Here is a 22,599-nt window from a genome sequence, read left to right on the forward strand (position 1 = left end):
GGCGGTGCTCAGGCCGGACGAGGTCGAGGTCGAGAGGCTGCTGATGCTGCTCGTAGCGGTGCTCAGACCCGACGACGTCGAAGTCGACAGGCTGGAGATGCCGCTGGCGGAGGAACTCAACCCTGTGGAGAGGCTGCTGACGCTGCTGTTGGTCGAGCTCAGGCCGGTCGAGAGGCTCGAGATGCCACTCGTCGCCGTGCTCAGACCCGACGAGGTGGAGGTCGACAGGCTGCTGATACTGCTGCTGGCCGTGCTCAAGCCACTCGAAGTCGAAGTCGACAGGCTGCTCACGCTGCTATTCGTCGTGCTCAAACCCGTGGACAAGCTGGAGATACCGCTGGTCGCCGTGCTCAAGCCAGAAGACGTGGAGGTCGACAGGCTGCCGATCCTGCTCGTGGCGGTGCTCAAACCGCTGGACGTCGAAGTCGACAGGCTGCCGATACTGCTGTTCGTCGTGCTCAGCCCCGTGGACAAGCTGGAGATACCGCTGGTGGCCGTGCTCAAGCCCGACGATGTGGAAGTCGACAGGCTGCCAATGCTGCTTGTGGCCGTGCTCAGACCACTCGACGTCGAAGTCGACAGGCTGCTCGCGCTGCTGTTCGTGGTGCTCAAGCCCGTGGAAAGGCTGCTGACGCTGCTGTTGGTCGAGCTCAGACCGGTAGAGAGGCTCGAAATGCCACTGGTAGCCGTGCTCAGACCCGACGACGTCGAGGTCGACAGGCTGCTCACGCTGCTGTTGGCCGTGCTCAAACCCGACGACGTCGAAGTCGAAAGGCTGCTCACGCTGCTGTTGGCGGTGCTCAGGCCGGTCGAGAGGCTAGAAATGCCGCTGGTGGCGGTGCTCAGACCTGATGACGTGGAGGTCGAAAGGCTGCTGACGCTGCTGGTGGCCGTACTCAGACCACTCGAGGTTGAAGTGGACAGGCTGCGGACGCTGCTGGTGGTCGAACTCAGACCCGTGGACAGACTCGAGATTCCGCTGGAAGCAGTGCTCAGGCCAGACGACGTCGAGGTGGACAGGCTATTGATGTTGCTGGCCGTCGTGCTCATGCCCGTGCTCAACTGCGCGACCGTCACTGCGTCCTGGGGCGCCGAGCCGTCGGCCACGTTCGTGATGCGCCGCTGAGCGGAAGCCGAACCCACCGACACTTCGGACGCCGGCGCACCGGTGCCGGTGAGGAAGCCATTGCCCGTGGGCGCCGCGGCGCCGGTCACGCTGCCCGTGCCAAGCGCGACGCTGTTGGCGTAGGCCGCATTGGAGCCGGAGCCGATCGCAGTGCCGAGGTTGTTGGCCCGTGCGCCCGAGCCGATGGCGACCGCTTCCGTCCCATACGCATTCGCCGCGTTACCGAGCGCTACCGCCGAGGCGGCCAGCGCGTTGGCGGAAGTGCCGATGGCCACTGCATTGACACCGGTGACATTGGCATTGGTTCCGAACGCGAGGCCTGAGGTCGCGCCCGCCCTAACGGCCGCGCCATTGCCCAGAGCCACCGCCGACGCTGCCAGCGCGTTGGCCGAGCTGCCGATCGCCACGGTGTCCGCTTGGGTCGCCTTGGCGTTGATGCCGATGGCCGCACTGTTGGCGCCGGAGGCGCTGGTAGCGCTGTTGCCGACCTGGAAGTGGTTGGCAAGGATCGAAGTGGTGGAGTTGGTGTACGCCGCGTCACCAATCGTGATATTCGCCTGATTGGCGATGTCGGCGGCGCCGACGAAAAAGTTTCTGACCGCCTGGCCGCCATTGCCGCCGCCACGCAGGACAAGATCCTCATTGGCCGCATTGCTGTCAGGGTTCGAGGTGAACGTCAGGCCGGCCTGGCTGCCGGGTCGGCAATCGATGCCGTTGGTGGCATTGATACAGTTCAGAGTCTGCGCATTTGCCACCCCCCCATACATGCCGATTGCGATCGAGACAGACAGCAGGGTCCATTGAAGAATGCTCCCGACACGCCCGCGCTTGCTCGCTTTGCCCTTGCTTTTCTCGAGCTCGCTCACCGCCACCCAGGCGCCAAGGGATTCGTTCCAGATACTTCTATACGACTTGTTCATGAATTCGAGCTCGGTTCGCGGAGGAAAGGACAGTTCGGAGCCTGGAAGATGGTTAGCAATCCATCGCCAAGGCCATGCGCAGCACGCGCGGGTACTTACAAGAATGTTGAAATGTACGCATTCGTTTACATTCCTGATGCGGCGCAGCAGTCGAAACCTCTTAATGGATGATTTAGTTCACAAAATACAACGCAGGCTGTTTCACCCATGCCGCGGCTGTTGTCGCCAAGAGACAGCGGAAGTTGCACCCCCATAAAATTGCGGCCCCTGCCTTGGCATTCACCGAGGACGCCCCAACAGGCTGCATTCCTCGCAAATCCCTATGTCCTCCAGCACCGGTCTGCGCATCGGCATCACCATCGGCCTCCACCACGAGGCCGAGACCCTCTGGAACAACGGCATCAAGCAAAACGCCGTCTTCCTGGCCGAAGCCCTCAAGCACTGCCCTAACGTCGCCTCGGTGGTGCTGGTCAACACCACGTCCACCCCGATCACCCCCGCCCTGCCCTGGGACCAGTCCCGCTGGCCCACGGTGACCTTCGAGGCGGCCAAGGACAGCGTCGACGTTCTGATCGAGCTCGGCGGCCAGATCGACGGGGCCCAGACCGACTACCTCAAGCAGCGCGGCGCGCGCCTCGTGTCGTATTGCTGCGGCTTCGAGTACGTCCATGCCATGGAGTCGATGCTGTTCAACAAGCCGCTCTGGGGACAGAACCTGTACGTCAACCAGCGCTACGACGACATCTGGATGGTTCCGCAGGTCGCCAACATCAGCCAGCCTTACTTCGAAGTGCTGCGCCGCACCGAGGCGCGCGCCGTCCCGTTCGTCTGGAGCCCGGTGTTCCTTGACGAGCGCACCCGCGCCCTGCCCGACGCCGGCGTGTACCGACCCCACGCCGGGCCGCGGCGGCTCAGCGTGATGGAGCCGAACATCAACGTCGTGAAGTTCTGCCTCTATCCGATCCTGGTGGCCGAGCTGTCCTACCGCGCGCGACCCGACGCCATCGCGCTGCTGCAGGTCACCAACGCCGAGCGGATGGCCAAGGAGAACATGGAGTTCATCACTTTGATGAACCAGCTCGACCTGGTCCGCCAGCACAAGGCGGTGTTCCTTGGCCGGCATGAAACACCCGTGTTCCTCGCGCAGAACACCGACATCGTGGTCTCCCACCAATGGGAAAACCCGCTCAACTACTTCTACCTGGAGACCTGCTGGCAGGGCTACCCGCTGGTGCACAACGCGCACCTGTGCGCGGACCTGGGCTACTACTACCAAGGCAACGACGTGGCCGCCGGAAGCGCCAGGGTGCTCGGGGCCATCGACACCCACGATGCGCAGGCCGTTGCCTATCGCGATCGCCAGCGCGGCCTGATCGACCGCTACCTCCCCGGTAACCCGGCAGCGACCGAGGTCTACAACAACCTGCTGCTCGGCCTGATGCAGCGCCCCGCCCGATGAACGGAGACCTCCATGCTTGACCCCTCCGAGCTTAGGCAGTTTTTTCCCGTGGTCGTGTCGCCCAGCCACGACGGCAAGTTCTTCCAGAACTACGTGACCTCGCTGCTGAACTTCGCCATCGAATCGGAGCGCGCCGGCATGCGCATGCAGGTGCTGTTCCACCAGGGCGAAAGCCTGGTGACGCGCGCACGAAACAACTGCGTGGCGCAGTTCCTGGCCAATCCGGCCTGGACACACCTTTTCTGGATCGACGCCGACATCGGCTTCTCCGCACAGGCGGCTTTCCGGCTGCTGCTGTCTGGCTACGACATCGCAGCCGGCGTCTACCCGCTCAAGCGCGAGAACTGGCCCGCCGAAGGCGTACCCGCCGGCACGACGCAGCAGCAGTTCGAGGCCACCTTCACCCGCTACACGGTGAACGCCAAGGCGTCCGAGGTCACGTCGCAGGTCGAGCTCGAAGTGCAGCCCGACGGCTTCATGAAGATGACAGAGGCACCGACCGGCTTCATGGTGATCAAGCGAGCCGTGTTCGAGCGCCTTGTGGCGAGTTACCCCGACCTGAACTACGTGCCTGACAGCATCGGCGAGACCGACCACGGCCTGCACTACCGGTTCTTCGACGTGATGGTCGATCCCGAGACGCGCCGCTACCTCTCGGAAGACTACGGCTTCTGCCGCCTGTGGTCGGGGCTGGGCGAATCGATCTACATCGACGCGAACTCCAACCTGACCCACCAGGGCGCCAAGATGTACCGCGGCGATTTCGCGAGCTCGCTGCTGACGTCGCTGCCCCACGCCGTGGGTGGCCCGGCCGGCGCGACGATGGTGCTCAAGGGCGAGGAATACCTCAAGCCGAACCTGCCGGGATAGACATGGCAGACGGCAGACGCAGCGCCCAAGAAAAAGCCCCGCCGAAGCGGGGCTTTTTCGTTGGACTTGGCCCGAAGAAGATCAGGCGGCGGCCGTCTCCGCCACCTTGTAGTCGTCGATCTTGTCGAAGTTCAGGTACTGGTAGATCTGGCTGCTCGACGCATCGAGCACGCCCGTCGCGGCCATGTATTCCTCGCGCGTCGGGATGCGGCCCAGGCGCGAGCAAATCGCGGCCAGCTCGGCGGAGCCGAGGTACACGTTGGTGTTCTTGCCCAGGCGGTTGGGGAAGTTGCGGGTGCTAGTCGACATCACCGTCGCGCCTTCGCGCACCTGCGCCTGGTTGCCCATGCACAGCGAGCAGCCCGGCATTTCGGTGCGGGCGCCGGCATTGCCGAACACCCCGTAGTGGCCTTCTTCGGTGAGCTGCTGCGCGTCCATCTTGGTTGGCGGGGCGATCCACAGCTTGACCGGGATGTCGCGCTTGCCTTCGAGCAGCTTCGATGCGGCGCGGAAGTGGCCGATGTTGGTCATGCACGAACCGATGAACACTTCGTCGATCACGGCACCGGCCACGTCGCTCAGCGTCTTCACGTCGTCGGGGTCGTTCGGGCAGGCCACGATGGGTTCGTGGATCTCGGCCAGGTCGATCTCGATGACGGCGGCGTAGTCGGCGTCGTCGTCGCCCTTGAGCAGTTGCGGGTCCGCAAGCCAGGCTTCCTGCGCGGCGATGCGGCGTGACAGCGTGCGGGCATCGGCATAGCCTTCGGCAATCATCCACTTCATCAGCGTGATGTTGCTGTTGATGTATTCGATGATCGGTTCCTTGTTCAGGTGCACCGTGCAGCCGGCGGCCGAGCGTTCGGCCGAGGCATCGCTCAGCTCGAAGGCTTGCTCCACCTTCAGGTCGGGCAGGCCTTCGATCTCCAGGATGCGGCCCGAGAAGATGTTCTTCTTGCCCTGCTTGGCCACGGTCAGCAGCCCCGACTTGATGGCGTACAGCGGAATCGCGTTGACCAGGTCACGCAGCGTGACGCCCGGCTGCATCTTGCCCTTGAAGCGCACCAGCACCGATTCGGGCATGTCCAGCGGCATCACGCCGGTGGCGGCCGCGAAGGCCACGAGGCCGGAGCCCGCGGGGAAGCTGATGCCGATCGGGAAGCGGGTGTGGCTGTCGCCGCCGGTGCCCACGGTGTCGGGGGTCAGCAGGCGGTTGAGCCAGCTGTGGATCACGCCGTCGCCCGGGCGCAGCGACACACCGCCGCGGTTGGCCATGAACTCGGGGAGTTCGTGGTGCATCTTGACGTCGACCTTCTTCGGGTACGCCGCCGTGTGGCAGAACGACTGCATCACGAGGTCGGCCGAGAAGCCCAGGCAAGCCAGGTCCTTCAGTTCGTCGCGCGTCATCGGGCCGGTGGTGTCCTGCGAGCCGACCGAGGTCATCTTGGGTTCGCAGTAGGTGCCCGGGCGCACGCCGGTGCCTTCGGGCAGGCCGCAGGCGCGGCCGACCATCTTCTGCGCCAGCGAGTAGCCCTTCTTGGTGTCGACGGGGCTGGTCGGCAGGCGGAACAGCGTGGAGACCGGCAGGCCCAGCGCTTCGCGCGCCTTGGCCGTGAGGCCGCGGCCGATGATCAAAGGAATGCGGCCGCCGGCGCGCACTTCGTCGAAGAGCACGTCGCTCTTCACGGCGAATTCAGCGATGACCTTGCCGTCTTTCAGCGCCTTGCCTTCGTAGGGACGCAGCTCGACCACGTCGCCCATGTTCATCTGCGTCACGTCGAGCTCGATCGGCAGTGCGCCCGAGTCTTCCATCGTGTTGTAGAAGATCGGCGCGATCTTGCCGCCGAGGCACACGCCGCCGAAACGCTTGTTCGGCACGAACGGGATGTCTTCACCGGTGAACCACAGCACCGAGTTGGTGGCGCTCTTGCGCGACGAACCCGTGCCGACCACGTCGCCGGCGTAGGCCACGAGATGGCCGCGCGCGCGCAGGTCTTCGATGAACTTCACCGGGCCGCGCTTGCCGTCTTCTTCGGGAACGATGCCGGGGCGGGCGTTCTTGTGCATCGCGAGCGCGTGCATCGGGATGTCGGGACGCGTCGTCGCATCGGGTGCGGGCGACAGGTCGTCGGTGTTGATTTCGCCAGCCACCTTGAAGATGCTGACGGTGATGCTCTCGGGCACTTCGGGGCGGCTGGTGAACCACTCGGCATCGGCCCAGCTTTGCAGCACGCCCTTGGCGTTGGCATTGCCCTTGTCGGCCTTTTCCTTGACGTCGTGGAACTGGTCGAACATCAACAGGGTTTTCTTCAGGCCCTCGGCCGCCACGGCGCCGACTTCGGCGTCGTCCAGCAGGTCGATCATCGGGCTGATGTTGTAGCCGCCGAGCATGGTGCCGAGCAATTCGGTAGCGCGAGCGCGCGAGAGAAACGCGCTCTTCTCGGTGCCATGCGCCACGGCTGCGAGGTAGCTCGCCTTGACCTTGGCCGCGTCGTCCACGCCGGCAGGCACGCGATAGGTGAGCAGGTCCAGCAGGAAGGCGCCGTCCTTTTCGTTCGCGCTCTTGAGGAGCTCGATCGCCTCAGAGGTCTGCTTGGCGCTCAGGGGTAGCGGCGGGATACCGAGCGCGGCGCGTTCGGCAACATGGTCAACGTAGGCTTGCAACATCTTCTTTTCTCCGGAAACTGGGCTGGCGGGATGCAGGCGGCCAAGCAAGAGCCGCGCCGCATCCCTGGTGGGGGCTCTTACTTCTTGGCCGGGTCGGCGCCTTCGAAAAGGCTCTTCGGCGGGTTCTTCTTCATCTCTTCGGCAAAGGCGACCTGGGCTGCCGTCTGGCATTCGTCAGCGATGCGCAGGCCCGCCTTCTGGTTCATCAGCATCGACTTGTTGCCCAGCTGGAGCCACATGGCGCCGGCACGCGGGTCTTCGAGGCGGATGGCACCGGTGCGGCTTTCGACCGGGTGCATGCGGTACTTCAGGCCCTTGGTGGTCACGTTGAAGAAGCCGGGCTTCTTCTCGTCTTCGGTCACGGTCACGTCGGCGCCGAGTTCGCACTGGGCCTTGCCGGTGGACACGCGCTTGGCAACTTCCAGGTCGGCGTCGGTGAGGACGACGTTGGTCTCGTCGGCGATCGGCGTGACTTCCTCGACAGCCTTGGCCGCCTTGCGGGTGACCTGGCGCTTGGGCGGCGCCTTCTTGGCTTCGGTGGACTTGGCGGCCGGCTTGGTGGCCGGCTTGGCGGGCGCCGCCGTCTGTGCCATGGCACCGAACGGCAGAGCCAGGGCCAGTGCGGCGATCAGGGCAATTTTCTTCATGTGTGGGTTTCCTTGAGGCTGGGTTCGAAGGTTTCGTTTCAGGAGGCCGCGAATGCAAACCAGGCTTTCACCTCGGGGGGCAACGCGCGCCCTGTTGCGTGGGCGCGCGTCAGAACCTGCCAAAAGTGGCGGTAGCTCGCGCGGTCGTGCAATGTGCCATCAATTTGTGTCGGCGCCCAATCCGCGTCTGCGGCTTTTGCAATGATTTGTGTAGCAATCTGGATTTGCGCCTCGTCGGGCGCAAACGCCTCGAGGATCGGGCGGATCTGGTTCGGGTGGATGCTCCACATGCGCGTGTAGCCGAATTCGGTGGCCGCCTTGCGGGCAGCGACGCGCATCGCATCGGTGTCGTTGAACTCGGTCACCACGCAATGCGAGGGCACCTTGCCGTAGGCATGCGCCGCCGAGGCGATGGCCAGCTTGGCGCGCACCACCAGCGGATGGGTGAACTGCCCGGCCGCGCCCATTCCATCGGCGGGAATGGCGCCGGCGTGCGCCGACACGAAATCCATGAGGCCGAAGCTGAGCGATTGCACGCGCGGGTGCGCGGCGATTTCAAACGCGTTGTGCACCGCCAAGGGCGATTCGATCAACACGTGCAACGGCAGTGCATCGGCATCGGCCGCCTCGAGCGCGGCGACGGCCTGCAGCACGTCGGCCACCGATTCGACCTTGGGCACCATCACGTGGCTCAGCCGCTGGCCGGCACGTCCGGCGATGGTGATCACGTCGCCGGCAAAGGCCGGATGGTCGACCGGGTGGACGCGTACGCCGACACGCATGCCGGGCTTGGCCGCGAGGGCCAGCTCGGTGACGAGCGCGGCATGCTCGGCCTCGCCGCCCACCGGGGCGCCGTCTTCGCAATCGAGGGTGACGTCGAACACGCAGGCACCGAACTCCTCGGCCATCTCGGCCTGGAGCGCGAGGCTCTTCTTCATGCGCGCTTCGACGCCGCTGTAGTGGTCGCACACGGGCAGCGTCACCGCACCGGCTTGCGCGCCGAGCAGCACTTCACCCGGGTGTACCGTTTTGGTCATGCTTTTTTCTGAGCCACGATGAACATGCGCGGGAACGCGAGCAGCCGCTTGCCGTCGGTGCGCGCCGGGTAGGCCTCGTTCACGCGACGCTCGTATTCGGCGAGGTAGCTCGCCTGCAGGTCGGGCGGCAGCCGGTCGACGAAGGGCTTCAGGCCCGTGCCGCGAACCCATTCGACGATGGACGCCGCATCGGCCATGCGGTGCTGGTAGATCGTGTGCCACACATCGACGTTGGCCGCATGCGGGGCCAGCAGGTCGTAATAACCGCCGAGCGGCAGCAGCTTGGTGCGCAGCCGGTCGGCATCGCCGATGGGTTCTGCCCAGGGCGCTTCGGCCGCGAGCGCACGCATCAGGCGGTGCGTCGGCTCCTGGCGGTTGTCGGGCATCTGGACGGCGAGCACGCCGCCCGGGGCCAGCGCGTCGAACAGGCGGGGGATCAGCGTTTCGTGATCCGGCACCCATTGCAGGGAAGCGTTGGCGTAGATGAGGTCGGGCGCTTGGTCTTGCGGCGCCCAGGTCGCGATGTCGCTCAACGCGAAGCGCGCGCCGGGCAGGCGCTCGCGCGCGCTGACCAGCATGGCTTCGGAGTTGTCGGTCCCGAGGGCTTGTGCCTTCGGGAACCGGTTGACCAGCAGCTCGGTGGAGTTGCCCGGCCCGCAGCCGAGGTCGACCACGCGGTCGGCTTCGGCCAATGGCACCCGCGCCAGAAGTTCCTGTGCGGGTCGTGTGCGCTCGTCCTCGTAGCGACGGTAGAGCGCGGGGTTCCAGTCGAGCATGCGGCGGATTGCGCTTACAGCAGATGAGCGACGCCGGCGCGTTCGCCTTCGAGCTCTTCGAGGGTCTTGTTGATGCGTTCCTGGCTGAATGCATCGATCTCCAGGCCTTCGACCAGCTTGTATTCACCGTTTTCGCAGGTGACCGGGAAGCCGAACATCACGTCCTTCGGAATGCCGTACTGGCCATCCGACGGGATGCCCATCGTGACCCACTTGCCGTTGGTGCCCAGGGCCCAGTCGCGCATGTGGTCGATGGCGGCGTTGGCGGCCGAGGCAGCCGACGACAGGCCGCGTGCTTCGATGATGGCCGCACCGCGCTTGCCGACGGTCGGCAGGAAGGTGTTGGCGTTCCATTCCTGGTCGTTGATCATCTTGGCGACGCTTTCGCCGTTGATGGTGGCGAAGCGGTAGTCGGCGTACATCGTGGGCGAGTGGTTGCCCCAGACGGTGAGCTTCTCGATGTCGGCCACGGCCTTGCCGGTCTTGGCGGCGATCTGGCTGGCAGCGCGGTTGTGGTCCAGGCGCAGCATGGCGGTGAAGTTCTTGCGCGGCAGGTCAGGGGCGCTCTTCATGGCGATGTAGGCGTTGGTGTTGGCGGGGTTGCCGACCACCAGAACCTTGACGTTGCGGCTGGCGACGGCGTTCAGTGCCTTGCCTTGCGCGGTGAAGATGGCGCCGTTCACGGCCAGCAGTTCGGCACGCTCCATGCCGGGGCCGCGGGGACGCGAGCCGACCAGCAGGGCGTAGTCGGCGTCCTTGAATGCGGTCATCGGGTCGCCGTGGGCTTCCATGCCGGCCAGCAGCGGGAAGGCGCAGTCGTCCAACTCCATCATCACGCCCTTGAGCGCCTTCTGGGCCTTCTCGTCGGGGATTTCGAGCAGTTGCAGGATGACCGGCTGGTCTTTGCCGAGCATTTCGCCGGATGCGATACGGAACAACAGGGCGTAACCGATTTGACCGGCGGCACCGGTGACGGCAACGCGGACGGGCTTTTTGCTCATGGGAAGACTCCAGAAGGTGATGAAACGGTGTCGGCGCTCTCGTGGGGCGCCAAGGTCCGACGGGGGAACAGTGTCCCGCGGCGCGAGACCGGCCCGCATTTTAAGCCGATTCAATGAGCCTCGTCTTATGTCTTATATAAGATATCCTCGGGGGCACCGCCACGGCGCACCCACCGCTGCCATGAACACCCCCAACGCCCTCGACGAGCCATCTACACCGTCTGCGCCGTCTACGCCGTCCTTCAGTCCGCTCTACCAGCAGATCAAGACCTTGATCCTGCAGAGCCTGCAGGCGGGCGAGTGGAAGCCGGGCGAACCCATTCCCAGCGAGATGGACCTGGCCGTGCGCTATCGCGTGAGCCAGGGCACGGTGCGCAAGGCCATCGACGAACTCGCGGCCGAAAACCTGGTGGTGCGCCGCCAGGGCAAGGGCACGTTCGTCGCCACGCATGCCGAGCAGCATGTGCAGTACCGCTTCCTCAAGCTGGTGCCCGATGCGGGCGATCCGAACACCGAAGGCCCGGCCGAACGCACCATCGTCGACTGCAAGCGCCTGCGCGCGTCGGCCGATGTGGCGCGCGCGCTCGGCCTTCGCACCGGCGACGCCGTGCTGCAGGTGCGCCGCGTGCTCGCCTACGCGGGCGTGCCGACCATCCTCGAAGATCTCTGGCTCCCCGGCACGCCCTTCAAGGGACTCACGGCCGAGCGGCTGCGCGCATGGCCCGGCCCGATGTATTCGCTCTTCGAAACCGAGTTCGGCGTGCGCATGGTGCGCGCCGAAGAAAAGATCCGCGCCGTGCTGCCCGATGCGGAGCAGGCCCTGCTGCTCGACGTGGCGCCGCAGATGCCGCTCTTGAGCGTCGAGCGCGTGGCGCACACGTACCACGACATGCCGATGGAGCTGCGCCGCGGCCTCTATCGCACCGACACGCACCACTATCGCAATCAGCTGGGCTGAGAGCGCATCGACATGGAACATCGATTCAATCGCCTTGCATCGCCCGCACACCGCGCGCAACATGCTACGAAGTCAATAGCAACCCACTGCCGCAGTGCGCCGACTCGGGCAGCGCCGATGCGCGATGGTGCATTGCAATAGAATTTTGCGTTGTTTGCATTTCCGCAGAAGAAACAAAAGCGTTCGCTCTCAGAACAAGCCAACAAGTCACAAAGCCACGAAAGCATCCCCTCAATGACAGAGCTTGCAACTCCCCCCCGGCCACCGCGTCGCGAATTCCGAAACATCAATGCGTTCACCGATCTCACGACGTACCGGCTCCCGCCGGCCGGCATCGTGTCGATCCTGCACCGCGTCAGCGGCGTGATCATGTTCCTGCTGCTGCCGTTCATCATCTGGATGTTCGACACCTCGCTCTCTTCGGACTATTCGTTCGCCAGGTTCAAGGCCGCCTTCAACAGCGGCCTTGGTTTCGTTCCGGGATGGTTCTTCAAGCTCGTCGCACTCGCGCTGATCTGGGCCTACCTGCACCACTTCATCGCGGGCCTGCGCCACCTCTGGATGGACGTGAGCCATGCGGCGGTGACCAAGGAATTCGGCCACACCTCGGCTGTCGTCACGCTGGCACTGAGCGTCCTGCTCACCGTGGTGCTCGGCGCCAAGCTGTTCGGCCTGTACTGAGAAGGAGCCAACCATGTCTGTGAATTACGGCTCCAAGCGCATCGTCGTCGGTGCTCACTACGGTTTGCGCGACTGGCTCAGCCAGCGCATCACGGGCGGCCTGATGGCGCTCTTCACGATCATCCTGCTCGCACAGCTGATCTTCACGCGCGGCCCCATCGGCTACGACCTCTGGGCCGGCATCTTCGCCGCGCAGTGGATGAAGGTGCTGACCTTCTCCGTGATCGTTGCCTTGCTCTATCACGTGTGGGTCGGCATGCGCGACGTGTGGATGGACTACGTCCAGCCCGTTGCCATCCGTCTCGTGCTGCAAATTTTCACCATCGTCTGGCTTGTCGGTTGTGCGGGTTGGGCCATTCAAGTGCTTTGGAAGATCTGACCCCACCATGACCTACACAAAAGAACAAATCACCAAGCGCAAGTTCGACGTCGTGATCGTCGGCGCCGGCGGCTCCGGCATGCGCGCATCGCTGCAGCTGGCACGCGCCGGCCTCAACGTGGCCGTGCTCTCCAAGGTGTTCCCGACCCGTTCGCACACCGTCGCTGCACAAGGCGGCGTGGGCGCGTCGCTCGGCAACATGAGCGAGGACAACTGGCACTACCACTTCTACGACACGATCAAGGGCTCCGACTGGCTCGGTGACCAGGACGCGATCGAGTTCATGTGCCGCGAAGCCCCCAAGGTCGTGTACGAGCTCGAACACTTCGGCATGCCGTTCGACCGCAACCCCGACGGCACGATCTACCAGCGTCCGTTCGGCGGCCACACGGCCAACTACGGCGAGAAGCCCGTGCAGCGCGCCTGCGCCGCGGCCGACCGCACCGGCCACGCGATGCTGCACACGCTCTATCAAAAGAACGTCGAAGCCCGCACGCAGTTCTTCGTCGAATGGATGGCGCTGGACCTCATCCGCGATGACGAAGGCGACGTGGTCGGCGTGACCGCACTCGAAATGGAAACCGGCGACCTGCACATCCTGCAGGCCAAGACCGTGCTGCTGGCCACCGGCGGCGCGGGCCGCATCTTCCAGGCCTCGACCAATGCGTTCATCAACACCGGCGACGGCCTGGGCATGGCCGCACGCTCGGGCATTCCGCTGCAGGACATGGAGTTCTGGCAGTTCCACCCGACCGGCGTGGCCGGCGCGGGCGTGCTGCTGACCGAAGGCTGCCGAGGCGAAGGCGCCATCCTGCTGAACAGCAACGGCGAACGCTTCATGGAGCGCTATGCGCCCACGCTGAAGGACCTGGCACCGCGCGACTTCGTCTCGCGCTCGATGGACCAGGAAATCAAGGAAGGCCGAGGCTGCGGTCCCAACAAGGACTACGTGCTGCTCAAGCTCGATCACCTGGGCGCCGACACCATCCACAAGCGCCTGCCCTCGGTGTACGAAATCGGCGTCAACTTCGCCAACGTCGACATCACCAAGGAGCCGATTCCCGTGGTGCCGACCATCCACTACCAGATGGGCGGCATCCCGACCAACATCAACGGCCAGGTCGTCATCCAGAAGGGCGAGGACAACAGCGCCGTGGTGAACGGCCTCTACGCCGTGGGCGAATGCTCCTGCGTGAGCGTGCACGGCGCGAACCGCCTGGGCACCAACTCGCTGCTCGACTTGCTGGTGTTCGGCCGCGCGGCCGGCAACCACATCGTCGAGTTCAACGACAAGCTGAAGGAACACAAGGACCTGCCCAAGGATGCGGCCGACCGCACGCTGGAGCGCCTGAACCGTCTCGAATCGACCACCACCGGCGAGTACGCGCAGGACGTGGCCGGCGAGATTCGCGCCGTCATGCAACAGCACGCCGCCGTGTTCCGCAAGCAAGCCTCGATGGACGAAGGCGTGGTCAAGATCGCCGCCGTGCGCGAGCGCGTCAATTCGATCGGCCTGAAGGACAAGTCCAAGGTGTTCAACACCGCCCGCATCGAAGCGCTGGAAGTCGACAACCTGATCGAAGTGGCGCAGGCCACGATGGTCTCGGCGGCCGCCCGCAAGGAATGCCGCGGCGCCCACACGGTCGAAGACTACGAGCGTCCCGCGGACGATCCGGTCGCGCCGCTGGGCCGCGACGACGCCAACTGGATGAAGCACACGCTCTGGTACAGCCAGGACAACCGCCTCTCGTACAAGCCGGTCAAGCTGCAGCCGCTCACGGTGGCCTCGGTTCCGCCGAAGGTCCGCACGTTCTAAGTCACGGCTAACAGTCAGCCAATAAAAGCATTCACAAGGTCACTACGATGAAGCGCACATTCCAGATCTACCGCTACGACCCGGACAAGGACGCCAAGCCCTACATGCAGACGGTCGAGATCGAACTCGACGGCCACGAACGCATGCTGCTGGACGCCCTGATGAAACTCAAGGCGCAAGACCCGACGCTGTCGTTCCGGCGCTCGTGCCGCGAAGGCGTCTGCGGCTCGGACGCGATGAACATCAACGGCAAGAACGGCCTCGCCTGCCTCACCAACATGCTCACGCTCAAGGGCACGATCGTGTTGAAGCCGCTGCCGGGCCTGCCGGTCATCCGCGACCTGATCGTGGACATGACGCAGTTCTTCAAGCAGTACAACTCGATCAAGCCGTACCTGCAGAACGACAACGTGCCGCCCGAGAAGGAGCGCCTGCAGTCGCCCGAAGAGCGCGAAGAGCTCAACGGCCTGTACGAGTGCATCCTGTGCGCGAGCTGCTCCACGAGCTGCCCGAGCTTCTGGTGGAACCCCGACAAGTTCGTCGGCCCGGCCGGCCTCCTGCAGGCCTACCGCTTCATCGCCGACAGCCGCGACGAAGCCACCGCCGAGCGCCTGGACAACCTGGAAGACCCATACCGCCTGTTCCGCTGCCACACGATCATGAATTGCGTCGACGTGTGCCCCAAGAGCCTGAACCCCACCAAGGCCATCGGCAAGATCAAGGAATTGATGGTGCGCCGCGCCATCTGACCTTCTCGCAAAGACACGCACCATGCCTACCGCCGCCGACCTCGACCAGCCGCTCAGCGAACGTGCGCTGAGCAAGCTGAAATGGCGTTGCCGGCGCGGGCTGCTCGAAAACGACCTGTTCATCGCCCGCTTCTTCGAGCGGCACGAATCCCACATGACCAACGGTCAAGCGGGAGCGATGGAGACATTGATGGACCTGTCGGACAACGATCTCCTCGACCTTTTGCTGCGCAGGAAGGAGCCCGAGCCCGAATGGGCCGGTGCCGAGGTGGTCGCATTGCTGCAATTGATGCGCACCGACGGCGCCCAGCGCCCCGCAATCTCTCCTTCGTCCTGAATCCTCCTCTGAAAGTAAATCGAAATGAAAGCATCCGATACCAAGGCCACGCTGTCGTTCAGCAACGGCGGCGATAGCGTCGAACTGCCGATCTACAAGGGCACCGTTGGCCCCGACGTGATCGACATCCGCAAGCTGTACGCACAGACCGGCATGTTCACCTATGACCCGGGCTTCATGTCGACCGCCGCCTGCCAGTCGGCCATCACGTACATCGATGGCGACAAGGGCGAGCTGCTGTACCGCGGCTACCCCATCGAGCAGCTCGCGACCAACTGCGACTTCCTGGAAACCTGCCACCTGCTGCTCTACGGCGAGCTGCCGGACACGGCCAAGAAGGCCAACTTCACCAAGCTCGTGACGAACCACACGATGGTGAACGAGCAGATGCAGTTCTTCCTGCGCGGTTTCCGCCGTGATGCCCATCCGATGGCCATCATGACCGGCCTGGTGGGCGCGCTTTCGGCCTTCTATCACGACAGCACGGACATCAACAATCCCGAGCACCGCGAGATCGCCGCGATCCGCCTGATCGCGAAGATGCCCACGCTCGTGGCCATGGCCTACAAGTACACGATCGGCCAGCCGTACATGTACCCGAAGAACGACCTGAGCTACGCGGGCAACTTCCTGCACATGATGTTTGCCACGCCGTGCGAAGAGTACAAGGTGAACCCGGTGCTCGAGCGCGCGCTCGACCGCATCTTCATCCTGCACGCAGACCACGAGCAGAACGCATCGACCTCGACCGTGCGCCTGTGCGGCTCCTCCGGCACCAACCCCTTCGCGGCCATCGCGGCCGGCGTGGCCTGTCTCTGGGGCCCCGCCCACGGTGGCGCCAACGAAGCGGCGCTCAACATGCTCTACGACATCCAGAAGGAAGGTGGCGTGGAGAAGATCGGCGAGTTCATCAAGAAGGTCAAGGACAAGAACTCGAACGTCAAGCTCATGGGCTTCGGCCACCGCGTGTACAAGAACTACGACCCGCGCGCCAAGCTGATGCAGGAAACCTGCAACGAAGTGCTGACCGAGCTGGGCCTGGAGCAAGACCCGCTGTTCAAGCTGGCCAAGGAGCTGGAAAAGATCGCCCTCGAAGACGAATACTTCGTCTCGCGCAAGCTCTATCCGAACGTCGACTTCTACTCGGGCATCGTGCAGCGCGCCATCGGCATCCCGGTGCCGCTGTTCACCGCGATCTTCGCGCTGGCCCGCACGGTCGGCTGGATCGCCCAGCTGAACGAAATGATCGGCGACCCCGAGTACAAGATCGGCCGCCCGCGCCAGCTGTTCGAAGGCTCGCCCAAGCGCGATGTGAAGCCGATTTCGGCACGCTGATCGGTTCGCGGAACCCTCGCCCCTCAAAAAGCTGCCTTCGGGCAGCTTTTTTATTGCTCGCTCGGTATGCCTCCCTCTTCGCAGGCTGGCAGCAAGGCCATCTCAGATGACGATGGCGGCAGCACAAAAACAATAAGAAAATAACCAACTCATCGCGAAACGCGATGCCCACGCCCCATGAGCACATCCGAACGCAACTTCGCCCGCCGCATCGACCTCACGTCGCTGCAGCTGTTCGTGGCCGTTTGCGAGCTGGGGAGCATCGGGCGCGCGGCCGAGCGCGAATTCATCGCGGCCTCGGCCATCAGCAAGCGGCTGTCCGACCTGGAGGCCACGCTCGGCACCACCCTGCTCTATCGCCATGCGCGCGGCGTCGATCTCACGCCGGCCGGCGAGAGCCTCCTGCACCACGCCCGCTCGGTGCTCTACAGCCTGGAGAAGATGCAGGGCGAGCTGAGCGAATACGCCGACGGCGTGCGCGGCCATGTGCGGGTGCACGCCAACATCTCGGCCATCGTGCAGTTCCTGCCCGAGGACCTGGGCGTCTTCACCCGGGCGCACGAGGCCATCAAGATCGACCTGGAGGAGCACCTGAGCAGCGAGGTGATCCGCGCGGTGCAGGAAGGCGCGGCGGACCTGGGCGTGTGCCACGTGGCGGGCGGCGCGGGCGAACTGCAGAGCCTGTCGTACCGGCACGACCGCCTCGCGCTGATCGTTCCCACGGGCCACGCGCTGGCATCGCGCAGCGCCGTCGACTTCATCGACTCGCTGGACTTCGACCACGTCGGCCTGCACACCAACAGCTCGATCTACGTCGCGATGCACGAGGCGGCGCTGGGCGCCGGCCGCAGCGTCAAGCTGCGCATCCACGTCACGGGCCTGGATGCCATGTGCCGGATGATCGAAAACGGCCTGGGCATCGGCGTGATGCCGCACCGCGCATTCGAACTCATGCAGAACGGTATCGGCCGCGGTCTCGTGAACGTCGTGCTCAACGACGCCTGGGCGGCACGCGAGATCCGCCTGGTGGCGCGCGACTTCTCCACCCTGCCGGTGGCGGCGCGCACGCTGGTGAACCACCTGCACGCGGCGGCCGACTCAGCCGATCCGGCCGATCCCGCCGGCAACACCGAACGCCTCGCGGCCCGGGCCGCATAGACAGACAATCCATTCCCCACGAAAGACAAGAGACCGACATGGCACGCACGCTCTACGACAAGATCTGGGACGAACACGTCGTCCACACCGAGGAAGACGGCACCGCCATCCTCTACATCGACCGCCACCTGGTGCACGAAGTGACCAGCCCGCAAGCCTTCGAGGGCCTGCGCGAAGCCGGCCGCAAGCTCTGGCGCATCAGCTCGGTGGTGGCCACGGCCGACCACAACACGCCGACCACCGGCTGGGAGCGCGGCTACGAAGGCATTGCCGACCCGACCAGCAAGGAGCAGGTCACCACGCTGGACAAGAACATCGCCGAATTCGGCGCCGCCGCCTTCTTTCCGTTCCTGAGCAAGCGCCAGGGCATCGTCCACGTGATCGGCCCCGAGTCGGGCGCGACGCTGCCGGGCATGACCGTCGTCTGCGGTGACTCGCACACCTCCACGCACGGCGCGTTCGGCGCGCTCGCGCACGGCATCGGCACCAGCGAGGTCGAGCACGTCATGGCCACGCAGACGCTGCTGGGCAAGAAGGCGAAGAACATGCTCGTAAAGGTCGAAGGCAAGCTGCCCCTGGGCTGCACCGCCAAGGACATCGTGCTGGCCATCATCGGCAAGATCGGCACCGCCGGCGGCACGGGCTACACGATCGAATTCGCGGGCTCTGCCATTCGCGACCTGAGCATGGAAGGCCGCATGACGGTCTGCAACATGGCCATCGAGGCCGGCGCGCGCGCCGGGCTCGTGGCGGTCGACGAAAAGACCGTCAGCTACATCAAGGGCCGCCCGCTCGCGCCCACGGGTGTGGAGTGGGAGCAGGCCGCCGCCTACTGGCGCACCCTGCAGTCGGACCCCGGCGCGAACTTCGACGCCGTGGTCGAGCTCGACGCCGCGCAGATCCCGCCGCAGGTCACCTGGGGCACCTCGCCCGAAATGGTGGTCGACATCAACGGCCGCGTGCCCGATCCCGACAAGGAAAAAGACGCCAACAAGCGCGGCGCCATCGAGCGCGCGCTGGTCTACATGGGCCTGGAGCCAAACAAGGCGATGAACGACATCTTCATCGACAAGGTCTTCATCGGCTCGTGCACCAACAGCCGCATCGAGGACATGCGCGAAGCCGCCGCGGTGGTGAAGAAGCTCGGCCAGAAGGTGGCCAAGAACGTGAAGCTCGCGATGGTCGTGCCCGGCTCGGGCGTGGTGAAGGAACAGGCCGAGCGCGAAGGGCTCGATGTGATCTTCAAGGCCGCGGGCTTCGAATGGCGCGAGCCCGGCTGCTCGATGTGCCTGGCAATGAACGCCGACCGGCTGGAGCCCGGCGAACGCTGCGCATCGACCTCGAACCGCAACTTCGAAGGCCGCCAGGGCGCCGGTGGCCGCACCCATCTCGTGAGCCCGGCGATGGCCGCCGCCGCCGCCGTGCACGGCCACTTCGTCGACGTCCGTACGTTCGCCTGAACCCAGAGAGATCCACATGCAGAAATTCACCGTGCACAAGGGCCTCGTGGCCCCCATGGACCGCGAGAACGTCGACACCGACGCGATCATTCCCAAGCAGTTCCTCAAGTCGATCAAGAAGACCGGCTTCGGCGTGAACCTGTTCGACGAATGGCGCTACCTGGACGCCGGCTTCCCCGGCCAGGACCCGGCCAGCCGCAAGCCGAATCCCGACTTCGTGTTGAACCAGCCGCGCTACGCGGGCGCCTCGGTGTTGCTGGCGCGCAAGAACTTCGGCTGCGGCTCATCGCGCGAGCACGCGCCGTGGGCGCTGGACCAGTTCGGCTTTCGCGCGATCATCGCGCCGAGCTACGCGGACATCTTCTTCAACAACAGCTTCAAGAACGGCCTGCTGCCGATCGTGCTGAGCGAGGCGCAGGTGGCGCAGCTGTTCGACGAGGCCTTCGCCTTCCCGGGCTATTCGCTGACCATCGACCTGGAGCGCCAGGTGGTCGTGAAGCCCGACGGCGGCGAGCTCGCGTTCGACGTGCAGGCCTTCCGCAAGTACTGCCTGATCAACGGTCTGGACGACATCGGCCTCACGTTGCGCCACAAGGACAAGATCAAGGCCTTCGAGACCGAGCGCCTGGCGCAGAAGCCCTGGCTCGCTCACACGATGATCTCGTGATCGACCGCAACTCTTCGGCATTCCTTCCGCATTCAAACCTCAGACCAACTTATGAAAATCGCAGTTCTCCCGGGTGACGGCATCGGCACCGAAATCGTGGCGGAAGCCGTCAAGGTGCTCGACGTGCTCGACCTGAAGTTCGAGATGGAGTCGGCGCTGGTCGGCGGCGCGGCCTACGAGGCGCACGGCCACCCGCTGCCCGAATCGACGCTCAAGCTCGCCAAGGAATCGGACGCGGTGCTGTTCGGCGCGGTCGGCGACTGGAAGTACGACAAGCTCGACCGGCCGCTGCGTCCGGAACAAGCCATCCTGGGGCTGCGCAAGAACCTGGGGCTCTTCGCGAACTTTCGCCCGGCAATCTGCTACGAGCAACTGGTGGACGCTTCGAGCCTGAAGCCCGAACTGATTGCGGGGCTGGACATCCTCATCATTCGCGAACTGACCGGCGACATCTACTTCGGCCAGCCGCGCGGCCGCCGCACCGCGGTCGACGGGCATTTCCCGGGCGCCGAGGAAGCCTTCGACACGATGCGCTACTCGCGCCCCGAGGTCGAGCGCATTGCCCGCGTCGCCTTCGAGGCCGCCCGCAAGCGCAGCAAGCGCGTGACCAGCGTGGACAAGGCCAACGTGCTGGAGACCTTCCAGTTCTGGAAGGACATCGTCACCGAGATCGGCAAGGAGTACCCGGACGTCGAGCTCGACCACATGTACGTCGACAACGCCGCCATGCAGCTCGTGAAGGCGCCCAAGAAGTTCGACGTGGTGGTCACCGGCAACATGTTCGGCGACATCCTCTCGGACGAGGCCGCGATGCTCACCGGCTCGATCGGCATGCTGCCCTCGGCCTCGCTCAATTCGAGCAACCAGGGCCTGTACGAACCTAGCCACGGCAGCGCGCCAGACATTGCCGGCAAAGGGGTTGCCAATCCTTTGGCTACAATCCTGTCCGCTGCCATGATGCTCCGCTTTTCACTCAACCAACCCGAAGCTGCCGACCGTATCGAGTCGGCGGTCAAGGACGTGCTTGCCTCTGGCCTCCGCACGGGTGACATCTGGTCAGAAGGTACGAAGCGTGTCGGCACCCGCGAAATGGGCGACGCGGTCGTTGCAGCAATCACCAAAAAGACGATTACCGGCTAACCGCAGCCCGCTTCGTCACGCCCCTCCCCGGCTCGACGAGTCGGGGGCAAAAAAGACAACTTTCTTTTTTCATAAGGGCAAACTGAAATGGCGAACGCATCTCAACCTCTGGTCGGCCTCGTAGGCTGGCGCGGCATGGTCGGCTCGGTCCTGATGGACCGCATGCAGGCCGAAGGCGACTTCGGGCTCATCGAGCCTGTCTTCTTCTCGACTTCCAACGCCGGCGGCAAGGCCCCGGCGATGGCCAAGAACGAAACCGCGCTGAAGGATGCGAATGACATCGAAGCACTGAAGAAGTGCGACATCGTCATCACCTGCCAAGGCGGCGACTACACCAGCGAAGTCTTCCCCAAGCTGCGCGCTGCCGGCTGGACCGGCCACTGGATCGACGCCGCCTCCACCCTGCGCATGCAGGACGACGCAGTGATCGTGCTGGACCCGGTCAACCTCCCGGTGATCCAGAACGCCCTCAACAACGGCGGCAAGAACTGGATCGGCGGCAACTGCACCGTCAGCTGCATGCTCATGGGCGTGGGCGCCCTCTACAAGGCCGGCCTGGTCGAGTGGATGACCAGCATGACCTACCAGGCAGCCTCGGGCGGCGGCGCGCAGCACATGCGCGAGTTGCTGACCCAGTTCGGCACCCTGAACACCGAAGTGCGCGCCCTCCTGGACGACCCCAAGTCGGCCATCCTCGAGATCGACCGCAAGGTGCTGCACAAGCAGCAGAGCCTGAGCGCGGCCGAAACCGCCAATTTCGGGGCCCCGCTGGGCGGCTCGCTGATTCCCTGGATCGACAAGGACCTGGGCGACGGCATGTCCAAGGAAGAATGGAAGGCCGGCGCCGAGACCAACAAGATCCTCGGCCAGGGCGCAGGCTTCGGCACCGCGGCCGTGCCGGTCGATGGTTTCTGCGTACGCATCGGCGCCATGCGCTGCCACAGCCAGGCGCTGACCTTCAAGCTCAAGAAGGACGTGCCCGTGGCCGACATCGAAGCGATGATCGCCGCGGACAACCCGTGGGCCCGCGTGGTGCCGAACACCCGCGAAGCCACCCTGAAGGACCTGACGCCGGTGGCGGTGACGGGCACCATGAACATCCCGGTCGGCCGCATCCGCAAGTTGGCGATGGGCCCCGAATACGTTGGCGCCTTCACGATCGGCGACCAGCTGCTGTGGGGTGCTGCAGAGCCGCTGCGCCGCATGTTGCGCATCCTGCTCGAAGCCTGATGCGGGCTGCTCAGGCCCTTGAACCCCGAATTGTTGCAATTTGGCAACGAAAAGTGTGTTCGTAAGTATGCGCGCACTGGGTAGAACTGGCGCATTGCCTTGTCAGTCCGGGGTGATGGTGCTAACGTCCTCTTACAAATTCTGGGCCTGAGCCGCCCCTATCAGCATGACAAGACATCTGTTGCCCGC

20 protein-coding genes are annotated in these 22,599 nt (G+C 64.7%); 14 read left to right on the forward strand and 6 right to left on the reverse strand.

The features are described 5' to 3' along the window. The coding region (locus RT97_RS32420) for an ESPR-type extended signal peptide-containing protein (protein ID WP_367379258.1) at positions 1 to 2,046 on the reverse strand (2,046 nt) is incomplete at its 3' end. Between the two features lie 322 nt (positions 2,047 to 2,368). Between RT97_RS32420 and RT97_RS06980 the strand changes: the two genes are divergently transcribed. Together RT97_RS06980 and RT97_RS06985 are read left to right on the forward strand one after the other, a co-directional pair. Continuing rightward, the gene (locus RT97_RS06980; RefSeq protein WP_042578066.1) at positions 2,369 to 3,505 is read left to right on the forward strand and encodes a DUF2827 domain-containing protein; all 1,137 of its coding nucleotides are present in this window, start codon (positions 2,369 to 2,371) and stop codon (positions 3,503 to 3,505) included. A gap of 12 nt (positions 3,506 to 3,517) precedes the next feature. Further along, positions 3,518 to 4,375 carry a hypothetical protein gene (locus RT97_RS06985; protein ID WP_042578067.1) on the forward strand — a complete coding sequence of 286 codons (858 nt, stop codon included), beginning with the start codon at positions 3,518 to 3,520 and terminating at the stop codon, positions 4,373 to 4,375. An 81-nt stretch (positions 4,376 to 4,456) separates the two neighbouring features. Here the strand turns inward: RT97_RS06985 and RT97_RS06990 are convergent, their stop codons facing one another. From RT97_RS06990 to RT97_RS07010, 5 genes are all read right to left on the reverse strand, one after another. Then, positions 4,457 to 7,039, reverse strand: a complete 2,583-nt coding sequence (locus RT97_RS06990; RefSeq protein WP_042578068.1) for a bifunctional aconitate hydratase 2/2-methylisocitrate dehydratase — start codon at positions 7,037 to 7,039, stop codon at positions 4,457 to 4,459. A 77-nt stretch (positions 7,040 to 7,116) separates the two neighbouring features. After that, entirely contained in the window at positions 7,117 to 7,686 is a 570-nt protein-coding gene (locus RT97_RS06995; RefSeq protein ID WP_042578069.1) for a hypothetical protein, read from the reverse strand. Positions 7,687 to 7,724: 38 nt separating this feature from the next. After that, entirely contained in the window at positions 7,725 to 8,723 is a 999-nt protein-coding gene (locus RT97_RS07000; RefSeq protein ID WP_042578070.1) for an HpcH/HpaI aldolase/citrate lyase family protein, read from the reverse strand. Beyond that, the gene (gene tam / locus RT97_RS07005; protein WP_042578071.1) at positions 8,720 to 9,499 is read right to left on the reverse strand and encodes a trans-aconitate 2-methyltransferase; all 780 of its coding nucleotides are present in this window, start codon (positions 9,497 to 9,499) and stop codon (positions 8,720 to 8,722) included. The genes RT97_RS07000 and tam overlap by 4 nt, the downstream gene beginning before the upstream one ends. Before the next feature lie 14 nt (positions 9,500 to 9,513). Next, positions 9,514 to 10,500, reverse strand: coding sequence for a malate dehydrogenase (locus tag RT97_RS07010; protein WP_042578072.1), 987 nt, complete (start codon positions 10,498 to 10,500; stop codon positions 9,514 to 9,516). A gap of 181 nt (positions 10,501 to 10,681) precedes the next feature. Here RT97_RS07010 and RT97_RS07015 point away from each other — a divergent pair, with 181 nt between their 5' ends. The 12 genes from RT97_RS07015 to asd all read left to right on the forward strand — a co-directional run bounded on the left by RT97_RS07015 (position 10,682) and on the right by asd (position 22,410). Next, positions 10,682 to 11,458 carry a GntR family transcriptional regulator gene (locus tag RT97_RS07015; protein ID WP_042578073.1) on the forward strand — a complete coding sequence of 259 codons (777 nt, stop codon included), beginning with the start codon at positions 10,682 to 10,684 and terminating at the stop codon, positions 11,456 to 11,458. Between the two features lie 234 nt (positions 11,459 to 11,692). Continuing rightward, positions 11,693 to 12,139: a succinate dehydrogenase, cytochrome b556 subunit gene (sdhC, locus tag RT97_RS07020; RefSeq protein ID WP_042578074.1), complete on the forward strand. Its 447-nt coding sequence runs from the start codon at positions 11,693 to 11,695 to the stop codon at positions 12,137 to 12,139. Between the two features lie 13 nt (positions 12,140 to 12,152). Continuing rightward, positions 12,153 to 12,518, forward strand: coding sequence for a succinate dehydrogenase, hydrophobic membrane anchor protein (gene sdhD / locus RT97_RS07025; RefSeq protein WP_042578075.1), 366 nt, complete (start codon positions 12,153 to 12,155; stop codon positions 12,516 to 12,518). Positions 12,519 to 12,525: 7 nt separating this feature from the next. Beyond that, complete coding sequence (gene sdhA, locus RT97_RS07030) at positions 12,526 to 14,334, forward strand: succinate dehydrogenase flavoprotein subunit (protein ID WP_042578076.1); 1,809 nt, start codon at positions 12,526 to 12,528, stop codon at positions 14,332 to 14,334. Between the two features lie 47 nt (positions 14,335 to 14,381). Beyond that, the gene (locus RT97_RS07035) at positions 14,382 to 15,083 is read left to right on the forward strand and encodes a succinate dehydrogenase iron-sulfur subunit (protein WP_042578077.1); all 702 of its coding nucleotides are present in this window, start codon (positions 14,382 to 14,384) and stop codon (positions 15,081 to 15,083) included. Positions 15,084 to 15,105: 22 nt separating this feature from the next. Further along, positions 15,106 to 15,420: a succinate dehydrogenase assembly factor 2 gene (locus RT97_RS07040; RefSeq protein ID WP_042578078.1), complete on the forward strand. Its 315-nt coding sequence runs from the start codon at positions 15,106 to 15,108 to the stop codon at positions 15,418 to 15,420. A gap of 24 nt (positions 15,421 to 15,444) precedes the next feature. Next, entirely contained in the window at positions 15,445 to 16,755 is a 1,311-nt protein-coding gene (gene gltA, locus RT97_RS07045) for a citrate synthase (protein WP_042578079.1), read from the forward strand. A 177-nt stretch (positions 16,756 to 16,932) separates the two neighbouring features. Then, entirely contained in the window at positions 16,933 to 17,913 is a 981-nt protein-coding gene (locus RT97_RS07050) for a LysR substrate-binding domain-containing protein (protein WP_042578080.1), read from the forward strand. A gap of 38 nt (positions 17,914 to 17,951) precedes the next feature. Beyond that, positions 17,952 to 19,373 (forward strand): 3-isopropylmalate dehydratase large subunit, encoded by a 1,422-nt coding sequence (gene leuC / locus RT97_RS07055; protein ID WP_042578081.1) that lies wholly within the window; start codon positions 17,952 to 17,954, stop codon positions 19,371 to 19,373. 16 nt (positions 19,374 to 19,389) lie between these two features. Next, positions 19,390 to 20,040, forward strand: coding sequence for a 3-isopropylmalate dehydratase small subunit (leuD, locus tag RT97_RS07060; protein WP_042578082.1), 651 nt, complete (start codon positions 19,390 to 19,392; stop codon positions 20,038 to 20,040). Positions 20,041 to 20,091: 51 nt separating this feature from the next. Next, positions 20,092 to 21,180, forward strand: coding sequence for a 3-isopropylmalate dehydrogenase (gene leuB, locus RT97_RS07065; protein ID WP_042578083.1), 1,089 nt, complete (start codon positions 20,092 to 20,094; stop codon positions 21,178 to 21,180). Between the two features lie 87 nt (positions 21,181 to 21,267). After that, positions 21,268 to 22,410: an aspartate-semialdehyde dehydrogenase gene (gene asd / locus RT97_RS07070; protein ID WP_042578084.1), complete on the forward strand. Its 1,143-nt coding sequence runs from the start codon at positions 21,268 to 21,270 to the stop codon at positions 22,408 to 22,410. The last annotated feature ends 189 nt before the right edge of the window (positions 22,411 to 22,599 follow it).

Source organism: Variovorax paradoxus, assembly GCF_000834655.1.
GTDB classification, from domain to species: domain Bacteria; phylum Pseudomonadota; class Gammaproteobacteria; order Burkholderiales; family Burkholderiaceae_C; genus Variovorax; species Variovorax paradoxus_F.

What these genes read in the sequence shown, in the direction of transcription:
- sdhA (WP_042578076.1), top strand. Translation starts at nt 12,526, where the DNA reads ATGACCTACACAAAAGAACAAATCACCAAGCGCAAGTTCGACGTCGTG.
- RT97_RS07010 (WP_042578072.1), bottom strand. Translation starts at nt 10,500, where the DNA reads ATGAGCAAAAAGCCCGTCCGCGTTGCCGTCACCGGTGCCGCCGGTCAA.
- tam (WP_042578071.1), bottom strand. Translation starts at nt 9,499, where the DNA reads ATGCTCGACTGGAACCCCGCGCTCTACCGTCGCTACGAGGACGAGCGC.
- RT97_RS07015 (WP_042578073.1), top strand. Translation starts at nt 10,682, where the DNA reads ATGAACACCCCCAACGCCCTCGACGAGCCATCTACACCGTCTGCGCCG.
- RT97_RS06995 (WP_042578069.1), bottom strand. Translation starts at nt 7,686, where the DNA reads ATGAAGAAAATTGCCCTGATCGCCGCACTGGCCCTGGCTCTGCCGTTC.
- leuD (WP_042578082.1), top strand. Translation starts at nt 19,390, where the DNA reads ATGCAGAAATTCACCGTGCACAAGGGCCTCGTGGCCCCCATGGACCGC.
- sdhC (WP_042578074.1), top strand. Translation starts at nt 11,693, where the DNA reads ATGACAGAGCTTGCAACTCCCCCCCGGCCACCGCGTCGCGAATTCCGA.
- RT97_RS06985 (WP_042578067.1), top strand. Translation starts at nt 3,518, where the DNA reads ATGCTTGACCCCTCCGAGCTTAGGCAGTTTTTTCCCGTGGTCGTGTCG.
- RT97_RS07050 (WP_042578080.1), top strand. Translation starts at nt 16,933, where the DNA reads ATGAGCACATCCGAACGCAACTTCGCCCGCCGCATCGACCTCACGTCG.
- sdhD (WP_042578075.1), top strand. Translation starts at nt 12,153, where the DNA reads ATGTCTGTGAATTACGGCTCCAAGCGCATCGTCGTCGGTGCTCACTAC.
- RT97_RS06990 (WP_042578068.1), bottom strand. Translation starts at nt 7,039, where the DNA reads ATGTTGCAAGCCTACGTTGACCATGTTGCCGAACGCGCCGCGCTCGGT.
- RT97_RS07035 (WP_042578077.1), top strand. Translation starts at nt 14,382, where the DNA reads ATGAAGCGCACATTCCAGATCTACCGCTACGACCCGGACAAGGACGCC.
- leuC (WP_042578081.1), top strand. Translation starts at nt 17,952, where the DNA reads ATGGCACGCACGCTCTACGACAAGATCTGGGACGAACACGTCGTCCAC.
- gltA (WP_042578079.1), top strand. Translation starts at nt 15,445, where the DNA reads ATGAAAGCATCCGATACCAAGGCCACGCTGTCGTTCAGCAACGGCGGC.
- asd (WP_042578084.1), top strand. Translation starts at nt 21,268, where the DNA reads ATGGCGAACGCATCTCAACCTCTGGTCGGCCTCGTAGGCTGGCGCGGC.
- leuB (WP_042578083.1), top strand. Translation starts at nt 20,092, where the DNA reads ATGAAAATCGCAGTTCTCCCGGGTGACGGCATCGGCACCGAAATCGTG.
- RT97_RS06980 (WP_042578066.1), top strand. Translation starts at nt 2,369, where the DNA reads ATGTCCTCCAGCACCGGTCTGCGCATCGGCATCACCATCGGCCTCCAC.
- RT97_RS07000 (WP_042578070.1), bottom strand. Translation starts at nt 8,723, where the DNA reads ATGACCAAAACGGTACACCCGGGTGAAGTGCTGCTCGGCGCGCAAGCC.
- RT97_RS07040 (WP_042578078.1), top strand. Translation starts at nt 15,106, where the DNA reads ATGCCTACCGCCGCCGACCTCGACCAGCCGCTCAGCGAACGTGCGCTG.